This is a genomic window from Kribbella sp. NPDC004138, from assembly GCF_053603655.1.
On sequence record NZ_JBSGFZ010000001.1, the window covers coordinates 236,015 to 249,692 of the forward strand.

The 13,678-nt window shown below is 66.8% G+C and carries 9 protein-coding genes; 2 read left to right on the plus strand and 7 right to left on the minus strand.

Annotated elements, in window-relative coordinates:
- Positions 1 to 212 precede the first annotated feature (212 nt).
- Positions 213 to 2,177, minus strand: coding sequence for a heparinase II/III domain-containing protein (locus tag ACWEOO_RS01120; protein WP_452141201.1), 1,965 nt, complete (start codon positions 2,175 to 2,177; stop codon positions 213 to 215).
- Between the two features lie 477 nt (positions 2,178 to 2,654).
- On the opposite strand from ACWEOO_RS01120, the gene ACWEOO_RS01125 reads away from it, so the two are divergent.
- Complete coding sequence (locus ACWEOO_RS01125; RefSeq protein ID WP_452141202.1) at positions 2,655 to 9,200, plus strand: RHS repeat-associated core domain-containing protein; 6,546 nt, start codon at positions 2,655 to 2,657, stop codon at positions 9,198 to 9,200.
- Positions 9,201 to 10,037: 837 nt separating this feature from the next.
- Here the strand turns inward: ACWEOO_RS01125 and ACWEOO_RS01130 are convergent.
- Entirely contained in the window at positions 10,038 to 10,700 is a 663-nt protein-coding gene (locus ACWEOO_RS01130; RefSeq protein ID WP_452141203.1) for a Mu transposase C-terminal domain-containing protein, read from the minus strand.
- A gap of 65 nt (positions 10,701 to 10,765) precedes the next feature.
- Positions 10,766 to 11,272 (minus strand): carbonic anhydrase, encoded by a 507-nt coding sequence (locus tag ACWEOO_RS01135; protein WP_452141204.1) that lies wholly within the window; start codon positions 11,270 to 11,272, stop codon positions 10,766 to 10,768.
- A 355-nt stretch (positions 11,273 to 11,627) separates the two neighbouring features.
- On the opposite strand from ACWEOO_RS01135, the gene ACWEOO_RS01140 reads away from it, so the two are divergent.
- Positions 11,628 to 11,747 (plus strand): TraR/DksA family transcriptional regulator, encoded by a 120-nt coding sequence (locus tag ACWEOO_RS01140; protein WP_452141205.1) that lies wholly within the window; start codon positions 11,628 to 11,630, stop codon positions 11,745 to 11,747.
- Here the strand turns inward: ACWEOO_RS01140 and ACWEOO_RS01145 are convergent.
- The 4 genes from ACWEOO_RS01145 to ACWEOO_RS01160 form a co-directional block, all read right to left on the minus strand.
- Positions 11,734 to 12,348: an SIMPL domain-containing protein gene (locus tag ACWEOO_RS01145; RefSeq protein WP_452141206.1), complete on the minus strand. Its 615-nt coding sequence runs from the start codon at positions 12,346 to 12,348 to the stop codon at positions 11,734 to 11,736. The genes ACWEOO_RS01140 and ACWEOO_RS01145 overlap by 14 nt on opposite strands.
- A 138-nt stretch (positions 12,349 to 12,486) precedes the next feature.
- Entirely contained in the window at positions 12,487 to 12,954 is a 468-nt protein-coding gene (locus ACWEOO_RS01150) for an SRPBCC family protein (RefSeq protein ID WP_452141207.1), read from the minus strand.
- Positions 12,947 to 13,288 carry an ArsR/SmtB family transcription factor gene (locus ACWEOO_RS01155; RefSeq protein WP_452141208.1) on the minus strand — a complete coding sequence of 114 codons (342 nt, stop codon included), beginning with the start codon at positions 13,286 to 13,288 and terminating at the stop codon, positions 12,947 to 12,949. The genes ACWEOO_RS01150 and ACWEOO_RS01155 overlap by 8 nt, the downstream gene beginning before the upstream one ends.
- Positions 13,289 to 13,294: 6 nt before the next feature.
- Positions 13,295 to 13,648: a VOC family protein gene (locus ACWEOO_RS01160; protein WP_452141209.1), complete on the minus strand. Its 354-nt coding sequence runs from the start codon at positions 13,646 to 13,648 to the stop codon at positions 13,295 to 13,297.
- Between the last annotated feature and the right edge of the window lie 30 nt (positions 13,649 to 13,678).

Consider the following 13,678-nt stretch of genomic DNA (forward strand, 5'->3'; position numbering starts at 1 on the left):
GCTGAAGGCTGTCCGCGGGATCTGCTGCCCCTCGGTCGGCGTACCGCCGACCGTGTTCAGGCCTGTGGAGCCGTTGGTCAGCGAAGGCACTCCTGGGACTCGGCGTCGCGGCTGGCGAGGGCCGCGTCGCTGCCGGGCACGGAGCCACTGCGAGGGCAGGAGGACGCTTCGCGTGCCTGGCAGCCTCACGGGGTGCAAGTTGCGGGATGGGGTTAGGAGATGCGGTAGAGGGAGCCGCCGGCGGAGATGCCGATGGAGGTGCGGAGGCTGCCGAGGGTCAGGTCGATGATGGTTGTGGTGCCGGAGGTGCGGACGGCGTAGGTGACGCCTTGGGTTGCTCTGGCGGGGACGATGAAGGAGAGGATCGAGGCGGTGTAGCCGGAGCGGGCGAACATCAGGGTGGGGGCGGGGTTGCGGGTGGTGGCGTTGGGGTAGTGCCAGCCCTGGATGGGGCTGGTCTGGCCTTGCTTGATGAGGATCGCGCCGGCTGGGAGGGCCTGCTTGTAGGGCACTTGGAACAGGATCGTGCGGGTCGTGTCGCCGGGCTTCATCGCGAGCGCGGTGGTGCGGGAGTAGACGGTGGCGTTCTGGTCCGACGGCAGATGCCACAGCGTCTGGAACTGCTGGGCGGTGGTCGAACTCGCGCGGTCCAGCGACACGATCAGGTCGGGGTCTTTCAGGACCAGCACGGCCCGGGTGCGGTTGATCCCCGCGCCTGGGACGTCGGTGAACTCGTAGAACTCCGAGGTCGCACCAATGGCGGAGCGGGTCAGCTTCGTGGCCGGGTACTTCTCCGCCGACAGCGGTGTGGTCATCGTGCTGGCCGAGAACTGGCCTTTGGCCCACGTCCGCCACACGTCGTTCTGGTAACCGGCGTGGCCGCCGGTGATGAGGATGTCGCGGCCACGGGCGGTGTAGGTGATTCCGGTGTGGTCGCTGTGGCCGTGTAGCGCACGTGCCGGCCCGAAACGGATGCTGTAGGTCGACTCTTGCGAGAACGGCCGGGTCTGTCCCCAGCCGGTCCGCCCGAAAACGTAGCCCGCGGAGTAGACGCCGACGCGCTGCTGCGGCGCGGTTCCTTTGGTGCCGAGGGAGCCGGCGTATTCGGCGGACGTACCGGCGTACTGGCCGGTGGCGATCACCTCAGAGTCGCCGATCTGGTGCAGCTTGCCGAGCGAGTTCGTGGCGAGTGCGAGCCAGTCAGCGAGCTTCGCCCGCCTGTCGGTGATGGTCGTGCCGGGATCGACTCCGCAGTTCTGAAGAACCGTGACAGCCCGTCCCCACAGCGCGTAGTTGAACTGCGCGTACCCCGTCGACTGCTCGTTGGTCGCTCCCTCGGCGTCGATCGAGGTAGTGATGCCGGCGGCGAGGCGGTCCTGCGCGGTCTGCTTGTAGTCGGCGCGGTCCAGCGTGCAGCCGACACCGAACAGCGCGATGCTCTCGTCGGTGCCGTGATTCCAGGCGCCGGACCAGTTCGCAGTCAGGAACGCGGCGTGGTCGTTCAGCGCCTGGTCCAGCCAGGCGTAGTCCGGCGGCAGTGTGGTTTGCGCGAGCCCGGACAAGACGGCCTGGCGCAGACAGACCAGCACGTTGGTCCGGTGCATCGTGGACTCCCACGCCCCGATGTCGGCCTTCCACGAGTACGGGTTGTCGGTGACCCAGTCCTTCGCGATCGCGGTGACACGATCCATCGCGATGGTGTCGCCGGTGCCGGCGGCGGTGATGCCCTGGCCGAGCCAGCGCAGCGAGTGGAACCACATGTACCAGCTGGGGTTGCTGTAGGGGTTCAGCCGCCAGTTGACGTTGCCGTTGCCGTCGCCGACCTGGTACGGCGCGAACGTGCTCCAGGTGAAGGTGTCCTTGAGGAGGTTCGCGACCGGGTTCGGGCTGTCGATCCCGCTATACCCAGGACACGTGTACGAACCGGCAGCCTGCGCCGCGGCGCTGGAGGTGCTCAAGGTCTTGATATCGGTCGCCGGTGCGGCGGTCGGCTTGATCACGGGGCTGCGGCCCTCCGCGAACTGCGCACCCTTCGGCTCCGGCAGATCCGGCCTGACGGCGATCCCCGCCGGGCGATCAGCCGATGAAGCGGCCGACGGCCCACCGGTGATCGCCAGCGTGGCCACAACGGCGGCAGCCGAGGCCACACCGATCAAGCCGACCAACTTCGCAGACATCACAGCTTTCCTCACTCTGTTAAAACCTTGCTAATGCCGCTCCCGCGGCCTGACCACGCCCCGGCGTCCCCAGCACGCCGACCGCTGCGCCGCAGCACCGGCAGCGGTACCGATGCGAAGTCGACCAGCTGGCCCAAGAACTGTCGCCGCACTGGTGTGCGATCAACCTGTAATTGACGACCATCGGGCGCGCGCGCGGCCGACTCCCGCGTAATCGTTGGAAGCACGTCCCGCGTTACAACACCGCCAGCAGATCCCTGCTGCACGACCTGACCGCCGGCCACTCCGCTACGTGCCGTGGTGTCAAGGGCACGCCGCGAAGCTGCAGCTTGCTGCAATTTCGGTAACGCCCGGAACCGCCGACGCGATGTAGCCGACGCTGGCCCGGCTCGGTGACCCGCCCGTCACCGCTGCTCACCCGCCCCGTGGGCCAGCGTGAGGCGGAGGTTCGTTATGCCTGGTTCTCGTCGTGCCCGCATGCGGTGGTTCGCACGGTCGGTCCGGTCGGTCGCCGTTGTGGTGTCGTTCTCGTTGCTGGCGACAGGTCTGCAGACCCAGGAGGCGGCAGTCGCTGCCCAGGTGGCCGATCCGAACCCGTCGACGGCGAAGGTCGTGTCGCGGCCGGATGTGGTGTCGGCGGTCGTGTCGGCCCGGTCGCAAGGCTCGAAGGTCGAGGTCGAGTCCCTGCGCACGCAGACCTCCACCACGTGGGCGAACCCGGACGGCACAATGACGACGGAGGCGCACAGTGCGCCGATCCGTTTCAAGGATGCCAAGGGTGCGTGGCAGTCGATCGACCTGACACTGGCCGAGGGCACGGACGGGACGGTCGCTCCGCGTGGCCACGCCTTCGGCCTACAGCTGGGCAAGCGGAGCACTGCGGCCGGCGGCGTGTTCGCGTCCGCGGCCGCGGGGATGGGTCGTCAGGTGGACTGGCTGGCGCCGTGGAAGCTGCCCGAGCCGAGGCTGGAGGGGACGAAGGCGACGTACGCCGAGGTCCAGCCGGGTGTGGATCTGCGGCTGGATGCGCGTCGGTCGGGGTTCGAGAGCGACTTCGTGGTAAAGCAGCGGCCGGCCGATGGGGTGGCGCCGGTGTGGCGGATCCCGTTGCGCACCAAGGGCCTGACCGCGCGGCAGGCCGTGGACGGGTCGATCGAGTTCGTGGACGCGAAGAACGTGGTGCGGTCGCGGATCCCGGTGGGGCGGATGTGGGACGCGGTCACCGACGAACACACAGGCCTGCCGGTGCAGACCGCACCGGTAGCGATGTCGCTCGAGGCGGTGTCAGCGGGAAAGGCGACGCTGGTCATCGCGCCGGACGCCAAGTGGTTCCTGGACACGGCGCGGGTGTTCCCGGTCACGGTCGATCCGACCTACAGCAACACGCCCGTGTACTCGACCTTCGACACGTTCGTGCAGACCAGCGTGACGACGGATCTGTCGACCTGGGTGGAGCTGCGGGCGGGCAAGAACGGGACGCATATCGAGCGGTCGTTCCTGAACTTCCCTACCTCCACGTTCACCGGTAAGGACGTGGTGGACGCGACGCTGCAGCTGTACCAGTACGGCGCGACGACCTGTACCCCGACCCAGGTGAACCTGTACTCCGCAGACCCGGCCTCGACGGCCACGACCTACACCAACCAGCCCGCCACCAGTACGACGATCTCGGGATCGGCGACCGTCGCGAAGGGGTTCTCGAGCTCGTGTGCGGCGGGCCGGATCGGAATCCCCATGACCAGCCTCGCCCAAGCCTGGGCGGACGGCACGATCGGCTCGTCCGGAACCGCAGGTCTGGCGTTGAAGGCCGCGAACGAAACGGACACGGCCTACTGGAAACGGTTCGTGTCCAGCGAAGGCGACGCCGACCCCTACATCTCGTTCACCTGGAACCGGACCCCGAACGCCCCGGCGACCGTGGAGACAACAGACGCGGCCGCGTTCGCCGCACCTGGTGAGACCACGTCGTACATGTACTCGAAGACTCTCCGCCCGTGGGTGCAGACGAAGGCAACGGATCCGGACGGCAACACGGTGAAGTACGTGTTCGAGTTCATGACAGGCTCGAACACCGTCGTGGGCACCTGCACGTCATCGGTCTATGCCTCCGGTACGACCGCCGGTTGCAGCCCCTCCTCGGATCTGCCGGACAACACGCAGTTGTACATCCGTGCCAAGGCGAACGACGGCCGCAAGGACGGTCCGTGGACGAGCTACCAGACCCGGCTACGCACCGGTGCTGCGCCGGTGACACAGCCGGTTGTGACGTGCCCGCCGCCGTACAACGTGAACAACGCTTGGAGCGACACGACCCCAGCCACGGACGTGACGTGCACGGTCACCGCGACCGGTACCGGATACAGCGCGCCGGGCTATCTGTGGATGTTCATCGACGGCAAACGCCCGACGGCCAATGACCCCAGTGGCGCGGTCAAGATCACGCCGTCGAACGACCCGGCCGTGGCCAAATATCAGGTGACGTTCAAGGCCACCGAGCCCGGCCTGCACACCATTGTCGCTGAGGCTCAGACACCGGGCGGCAACTACTCCACGACCGCGACATACGGGCTTGGCTGGGGTAGCGCGTCGCTGTCGTCGCCGACCGCCGACCCGCGGATCACAACCGCGGACACAATCCCGATCATCGCGGCCGGACCGCCGAAGGGCACCGCGCCGAGCGTCACCGCGCGGGTGCGCTGGCGCGTGTCCGGGTACGGCAGTGCCGATGACCTGGTCGGCTGGAACGAGGACGCAACCGATCTGCCAGTGGTCGACAAGGGGGCCGGCGGGGTGTCGGTGAACACAACCTGGGACACCAAGAAGGCCACGACCGACGCGTTCCTTGATTCCGACCCCGACACGGCCGGGATCCAGCCCACCACCCTGAACGAGCGGGTGCCGGTGAAGCTCGACATCCAGGTCTGCTTCACCTACAACGCGACCGTCCAGTGCACCTGGTCCGAAGCCCCGGACACCACCATCCAGCGGCTGCCACACGCGTTCGGCGACGGGTACCCCACCGTCGCCGCCGGTCCTGGCCAGGTGGCGCTGTCCACGGGCGAGCTGAATGTGTCCGCCACGGACATTTCGGTGCCGGGCTACACCGGTGATCTGTCGATCTCGCGGTCGCACATGACGTACGAGACGCCGCGGACCCCGGTCTACAACGTGTTCGGTGACGGCTGGAGCACCCAGTTCGACGGTGCCGAGTCCGGTGCCGCCGGGATGCAGGTGATCGACTCGACCCGGTTGGACGGCACGATCGTGTTGATGGACGGCGACGGCACCACGCTGATCTACGAGTCGCCCACCGGTCAGCGGCGCACCTCGGCAGCGTTCGAGATCGGTGACTGGGTGCCGGTCGATGACGACACCACACAAGACGGCTCGCGGCTGACCATCACCGGATCCGGCGCGGCAACGGCGCTGTCCTTCACTGAGGACGACGGCACCGTGACGACATGGACGCTTCCCAATGCACCGGCCGCAGACAGGGATGCGGACTTCCGGCCCGCTGCGATCTCTCAACCCGCGGTCGCGGGCGATACCACCTTCGCCTACGACAGCACCGGCCGAGTCACGCGGATCATCGCGCCCGCACCGCCCGGCGTGACGTGCGGTGCGTTCAATCCGGCAACTCCGCTGGACGGAATGAACCCGGGCTGCCGTGCGCTGCGCTTCACCTATACCACGATCGGTTCCACGAAGGTGCGGATCAGCCAGGCATGGCTGGACATCTACAACCCAGACAAGGCCGGCGGGGCGGGGATGGATTCGATCCAGGTCGCCGCCTACACCTACGACCAGATCACCGCCACGCTGAGCAAGGTCACCGACCCCCGGTCGGGGTTGTCGACGGAGTACACCTACGACGCCGCGAACCACCTCACCTCGATCAAGCCGGCCGGACGGGTGCCATACCAGTTCAACTACGTCACCGCCAACAGCCGCCAAAAACTCGACACGGTTACCCGCGCTCGTCCGGCCGGCGACCCGGCGGGCGGCACCGCGACGCTGGGCAAGTACGTCTACGACAACGTGCCACTGTCCGGGCCCGGTGCGCCGGACCTGTCCGCGGCCACGGCCGCGAAGTGGAACCAGAAGACCGTGCCCACCCACGGCTACGCGGTCTTCGGCCCCGACCACGTCCTGACCGGCGCCCCGACCACCGACGACTGGCAGTACGCCGACCTCCAATACACCGACACCGCCAACTACACCGTCAACACCGCCAAGTACGGCGCCGGGAACTGGCAACTCACCGCCACCGACTACAACGACCAAGGCAACCCCGTGCGTCAACTCGACGAACGCGCCCTGCGCGCCGTCATCGACAACAACGCGCCCGCCGACCAACTCGCCACCATCACCGTCTACAACGCCGACATCAAGAACGCCGCCGGCGACACGGTGGTGACCCCGGCCGGCACCCTGGTGACCGACACCTATGGCCCGGCCCGCTGGGCCACGCTCAAGGACGGGACCCTCGCCTGGGTCCGGCCTCACACTCATACGGCGTTCGACAACGGCGCCCCGAACAGCGGCATCAATCCGGACACGTCGCTTCCGTACCGACTCGCCACGACCGAGACGTCGTGGGCCAATGACCCCGGCACCGGCGATCTGGAGATGACCGGTCAGACCCTGACCGACTACAGCGCCCCCGTCACCGGTGACGCTGACGGCTGGGGCCGCAGCCTGCCCGGCAAAACCGTCACCGACGTCGACCTCAACGGTTCTGCCGGCGTAAGTGACATCGTCAAGGTCACCCGCTACGACATCGAAGGCCGCGTGATCGAGACCCGGCAACCTGCCTCCAACGGCGCCGACGCCGGGACCACCAAGACCGTCTACTACACCACGGCCGCGAACACCAGCGGCTCCCCGGAGTGTGGCAGCACGCCGCAGTGGGCTGGGCTGGTCTGCAAGACCTCCCCTGCCGCCGCACCCAGTTCAGGTCCGAGCCTGCCGTCGACGACAACCTCGGCGTTCACCTACCTGCTGTCACCGAAGACCGTCACCGAAACCTCAGGCGCCGTCACCCGCACCACCACCACGACCTACAAGCCCGACGGCCGCATCGAATCCACCGCGACCACCGTCGCGGGCCTTTCAGACTCGATGCCAAACACCAAGAAGACCACCACCTACGACACCGCCACCGGCCAACCGACCGTCGTGACCGCAACCAACGCCGACACCACCGTCGCCGGCACGGTCACCACCGGCTACGACACCTGGGGCCGCCAGACCTCCTACCAGCCCTCCGGCGACACAGCCACCACCACCGTCTACAACGCAGCAGGGGATGTCGCGACTGTGACCGACCCGAACGGCACCACTGCCTACACCTATGACGGCACTGACGCCAACGGCAAGATTGAACGCCGCGGCCAGGTGACCAAGGTTGCCGTCACTACCGCCGGCACCACGTGGAACTCCACCGGCGCTTACGACTCATCCGGGTCCCTGGTCACTAAGAAGCTGCCCGGCGGCGTGACGCAAACCAGCGCCATCGACAACAGCGGCGAGCCTATCGGACTCAGCTACGCCGGTCAGGTGACCACCACCAACCCCGATGGCTCGACCACCATCGACCCGAACGGCGCCTGGCTGTCCTGGTCGCTCCAGAACGACGTCGCCGGCCGGGTGACCCACGAATGGACCCCGGGCGGGTCCGCCTTTACGACACCGACCGGCGGAGCCGTTCCCTACGACCGTCGCTACACCTACGACAACGCCAGCCGCCTGACCCAGGTCAACGATCGCACCGCACCGGCCCCAGGTGCCGACATCAACAATCCAGCCGCCACGGCCTGCATCACTCGCACCTACACCTTCGACACCAACCACAACCGACTCGCCAAGGCCAACGCACCCGCAGCCGTCGACGGCAGCTGCACTGCCAGCGGAGCCACTACAGTATCCAGAGCCTTCGACACCGCCGACCGACCAGTCACCGGCGCCGGAGGGATCGGGAGCTACACCTACGACGCGCTGGGCCGCACAACGCTCCTGCCTGCCACAGACGCACCGCAACCGGTCAATGGCAACGTGACGCTGTCGTACTACGACAACGACCTCGCCCGCACAATCACACAAGCCGGCACCACGACAACCTTCGGCGTCGACGCCCTCGACAGGCGCTCCACCGAAACAGTGTCGAATACCTCCGGTTCAACCCAAACCATCCGCCACTACACCGACACCAGCGACAACCCCACCTGGGTCACCCAAGGCGCCACGATTCAGCGCTACGCCGAGCTGATCGGCAGCGGCCTGGCCGTTACCATCGATCAAACCGGCAGTGGCGATCTCACCGTCGCCAATCCTCACGGCGACATCGTCACCACCGTCGCGCTACCTGCCGGCGGAACACCGGCAGTCGCCATCGAGGGGTGGGCCAACTCTGACGAATACGGCAATGCCTCCGATCCGACGGTTAGCACCGGCCCTCTCAGCTACCAATGGCTAGGAACAACGCAACGCGCCATCTCGGAAGCTGGCCTCACCCTCATGGGCGTCAGGCTCTACAACACAGCCACCGGACTGTTCACCTCCACAGACCCCGTCCCAGGCGGCAACGCGAACGCGTACACCTATCCGACCGATCCGCTGAACCGCTTCGACATATCTGGGCGCCGCGAGGCACCTGACCCCAGTGGCGGCTCGAACTGCGTCAGGTGCAACCGGAAGAACAAGCACTGGCACAAGTACACGAGTTGGGGCACCGACTACAGCGGTTGGAAGCCCTCGACCTACAGCAGGATGCCGAAACACATCAAGGCGGTCATGAGGGACTTGATGGCTCTCTTCACGTCCTACGGCGCGGTCACGATCGAGGACGTCTACTATCAGTACCGGACCAAGCACTGGGGTGACCGGCGCTGCAAGAACGGCCGCTGGCAGTACAGGTTCAAATCCGAGCGACAGATGCGAGCCCGGTGGACGCTAGGCATCCCATGGTGGCCTGACCAAGACTTCAAAACGAGATGGGGCGACACGAGTGACTTGTACGGATAGCGCCGCTTCGCCCCGGCTCAGGTCAATGTGGCTTGAGCTAGGAGTGATCTTCGGTGCAATGCTGGGTATCGGCTGGGTGGCCGGTACCCAGCACGGAGCGCTGAGCCTCGGGCTGCGAGTGATAGCTCTGCTGTTGCTGATCGCGTTCATTCTGCGCACGGCTGTGTGGGCTGAACGAGTGGCACGTAGGAAAGGGATCTACCATCCGCAGTACTTCGCCCTGGGGCCGGTAGGTTTGCTCATGGCGCTCATCGCGAGTAACAAGACTCGGTCGAGGCCGAGGTGAACTAGGAAGTCGGTCGGAACTGACGTCAGGGGTCGTCGAGGTCGATCTTGTCGCCGTGGATCCGCGAACTGACCCTCGTCGCACCAGCGGCACCCGTACGCCGGCGCCTTGGCGCCTTCACCAGCCTCCGGGCCGCGGGCCTCGTTCCAGATCCCGCCGGGCCGGCTGCCGAGCACCCCCGACCCGGTCGCATTCGGACACCGTATGTACACCGGGGGCGGTACGTTGTCTCGTAGTAGGTCAGGTCGTTGAACGCCCTGGTCACGCGATCGGCCGCTACCTGGATCGCTCTCGTCGCGCACTGCCGGCGGTGTCTGCGGCCGCAGGTTGAGGCGAGGGCTGGCAGCAGACCCACCCGCTGCCGTGAGGCGTGTCGGACCAGTGCCACCCGGCGCGGATGAGCTCGCTGCTGACGATGTCTGGCAGTTGCTGGGGGTCGCCGTCGCGGGTCAGCTCGGCGAGTCGGCCGGTCAGCAGGGGTCCGTCGCTGCATACGAGGCAGGCCGCGGCGCAGACGGTGTGTGGCTGGCACTGGCCGCAGTGCCGGGTGACTACGACCCGGCCCGGGGCTTGATCGTTGGTCGACCACCACTCGGTCTGTAGTTCTTCGCGGAGCCGCGCGGCGGCGATCTTGCCGTTCGCAATGGCGCCGCAGCCTGGGCAGCTAGGACCGTGTCCGGCCTTGGGCCGTCTAGCGGGCCGTGGGCCGAGCTTGCCGGTGGTCGTGCCTTGCTCGGCACGTTCGCAGTCGCCGGCGGCATCAGCGCGGCAACCGGCGGCTCGGCGCCGACGGGCACGGCGGTAAGACGCTCACGGTCCCGGCGCGCGCTACGGGTGGTTGCCGCCGCGGTGTCGGTGATCTCGCGCATCTGCTCGACCGTCGCGAACAGCGCCTGCTCGTCGACGTCGGCGCGGCCCTGCTCGCGCAGCCGGGCGATCGCCGCCTGCTGCTCCCAGATGCTGATGGGCGGCCGCGACTGCACCCGGTACGGTACCGCGACGTACGTCATACCGTCCGGATCCAGAACCCAGACACGGCTGATGTCACGCGGATCCCGGCGCAGCACGAACTTGCCCAACTGCTCGCGCCGGGCGACGCAGGTCTTCAGGGCGTCGCTGAAGTACTGCACGTGGTCGACCACGAACCCGCTGCGGGTCGGCTGCGGCGGATCACCGGCAGGAAGTCGATCAGGAACGCCGCTGGCGGCGGGCAATAGAGCTGGGTCGTTCGTTTCGTTTTGCGGGTCCTGGCGTACACGCTGTCCCGGCGGATGCTGCTTTACACGGCGTTGAGTCGTCCGGTGATCACGTCATACACGAACCCGGAGACCTGGGCGCCCGCCAATTTGGGCTCGGAGAGCAGTACGGCGACGTCATGGGCAACTGCTTCCCGGGGGTCGCCAACTGTCTGCTCGGCCAAGTGATTCTCCTCGAGTTCGAAGTAGTCGGACAGCAGGTTCGGCTGGTCCTCCAGCAAAGTGATCCCACAGTTCGTGTGCTGAAGGACGATCAGGTTCCAGCCGGGACCGAGATCGGAACCAGCGGCCTGGGTCACTTTGCGGAGCATGACCAGCTCCATGAGCGTCCGCTTGGTGACGCGACCGCCGACATTACGGATGGCCGCGAGTTCGCCCGGTTGAGCCCCGAGTACGGCTGTTGGGTCGACCCGTGGGTCGACGCAGCCGATGACGATGGTCTTCAGTGAGGGCATCATGCGCAGGCCAGAGGTGAACTGGTGCGCTGCGAAGTCCTCGTTTCGCGTGGTCACGGTCTCGATGACGTCCATTTTGTGCTCCTTGGAATCTTGTCTTTGACTTGCTCTGTGTGCCGATTGAGGTCTCACAGCGAGATCCCGATGGCAGCATGAATCGATCTGACCGCGCTGGCTCCTTCACCCACTGCAGCGGCGACCCTCTTCATGGAGCCGACACGGACGTCGCCGGCTGCGAAAACGCATGGTGTGCTGGTCTCGAAGGGAAGGGGTGCACGTCCGAGAACCTTCCAGACCTGACCGAGTCCATGCGGGTCCAACTGCGAGTCGGTTTGTATGAATCCGTCGGTATCCATGGCAATCCCACGCAGCCAGGCCGTAGCCGGGTCCGCACCGATGAAACAGAACAGGCCGCGGCAGGGTTGATCGATTGTCAGCCGGCACCTACGGCACTTGCGAACAGTGCGGCCAACCCATCGCCCCAGCCCGCCTGCAAGCCAGACCCGCAGCCCGCACCTGCATCACCTGCGCCCAGCTCAGGACCACGTGAAGTGAACCTCGAGGGATACCTCGAGCTTGGTGTCCCCGGGGGTGATGTGGATTTCGGACTCGAACCCGGCTTGGGCTCCCAGGGCCTGTTCATGGAAGCCGTGGTGGTTGTAGGTCTCCGATATCCCGGTGGCCGCGCCGAGGTTACGTCCGGCCAGCTCGGCCAACTCCTCGGCCTTGTCCCGCGCCTGCCGAAAGGCCAGCGCCCGAGCCTTCGTCAGCAGTGCGGTCTTGTCACCGACGTCGAAGCGGACGGCGTGCAGGTCGAGACTGTCTCCGGCCGCCTCCACAGCCACGTTGAGCAACCGCCCGAAGCCGAGCAGGTCCCGGCTCGTCACGGTCAGCAGATGCGCCGCGCCGTAGGTCTGCGGCCGCCCCGGCTCCCGGTAGTGCTGGGAGACCTCGACTTCGGTGGTCCTGATCGCGGACGTGTCCACACCTTCGGCCCGCAGAGCTGCCATGACGGCGTCGGTACGCTCGGCTACCTCGGCGACGGCGGTCGCCACGTCGTCGGCGATGTATCCAACCGCCAACGACATCCGCAACACGTCGGGCGGCGCACTGGCCTGCCCCGATCCCACAACTGTTATCCCTGCGTCCATCTCGGCAGTGTGCCACTGGCGAGAGGGAACCCAATGCTGCTGAGGCGCAGGTCTCCGACGAGCGGGTCGCCAGGGGCAAGGTGCAGGCGCTCTTCTGCCCAACGCTTCCCTGGAAGACATCGTCACCGAGGCCCTCGCCTAACCCAGATACCCCTCTTCGGGCCGAAGCTGTCGGAGCAGGTCGTCGAGGCGGCGTAGTACGTGGCTGCGCCAGCCGCCGTTCATGAGGCGGCGGGCGAGTTGTTGGGTGGGGTCGTCGGGCTCGAAGCCGGAGTGTTCGAGGAACAGGCGGGTTCCGCTGCCTTCGGGTTGGAGGGTCCAGGCGACCTCGGTCGCTTTGCTGTGGGGGTTGTCGGCATCGGCCCAGCTGATCCGCAAGTGCTTCGGTGGCGTCAGTTCCAGCACCTGGCACGCGATCCGGCCGGAGAAGCCGGTCTGTGCGACGGGGCGGCCGTGGAAGGTGAAGTGGTGGCCGACGATCGGCTGGAAGTCGTTCGGCATCAACCATTGCGCCATCAGGTCTGGCACCGTCAATGCTCGCCAGAGCTTCGCCGGTGGGTGGGGAAAGTACTGGTCGACCTGGATGGTGGCGAGATCGTCAGTCATCGTCACCCAGTCGGTCGAGGACATCGCCGAGCGCGGACATCCGGTTCCGCCAGAAGCGCTCGTACGGGCTGAGCCAGTCGATCAGTTCCGCCATCGGTTCTCCGGTGACACGGTAGAAGCGGTGCCGGCCTTCTTGCCGCTCCTCGACGAGTCCGCTCTCCCGTAGAGCGCGAAGGTGTTCGGAGACGCTGGGCCGGGCCATGTCGAACTTTCCCGCGAGCTCCCCGGCGGTGTGCTCACCGTCGAGGAGCGCGTCAAGGATGTCGCGGCGGGTGGGGTTGGCCAGCGCGCTGAACACCTCGTCCAGCGGTCCGCCCTTGAGACGTCTGGGCAACGAAGATCAGCCCTGCAGGGCGTAGCTGTTGCCGTCAGGGTCGGAGAAGGTCGCTTGCTTGCCCCACGGCATCTCGTTCGGGCCGTCCACGACCACGCCGCCCGCCCGCAGTCGAGCGATGTCGGCGTCAAGGTCACTGCTTGCGAGCAGAGTCCCCCGCCCGCCGCCGGAGCTCATGCCGGGGAAGGGCTTGTGCAGCACGAGCGTGGTCCCCTCCGCGGCACCGACTTCCAGCCAGCGGTTGTCACCGAAGGTCTGGTCGGTCTTCACCTCCAGGCCGAGTGTGTCGACGTAGAAGTCGCGGGCACGATCCTGGTCGGAAACGAACACGGTCACGGTCTTCACGGTGTTGATAGCCATGCCCACACGATAGGTAGGAATATTCCTACG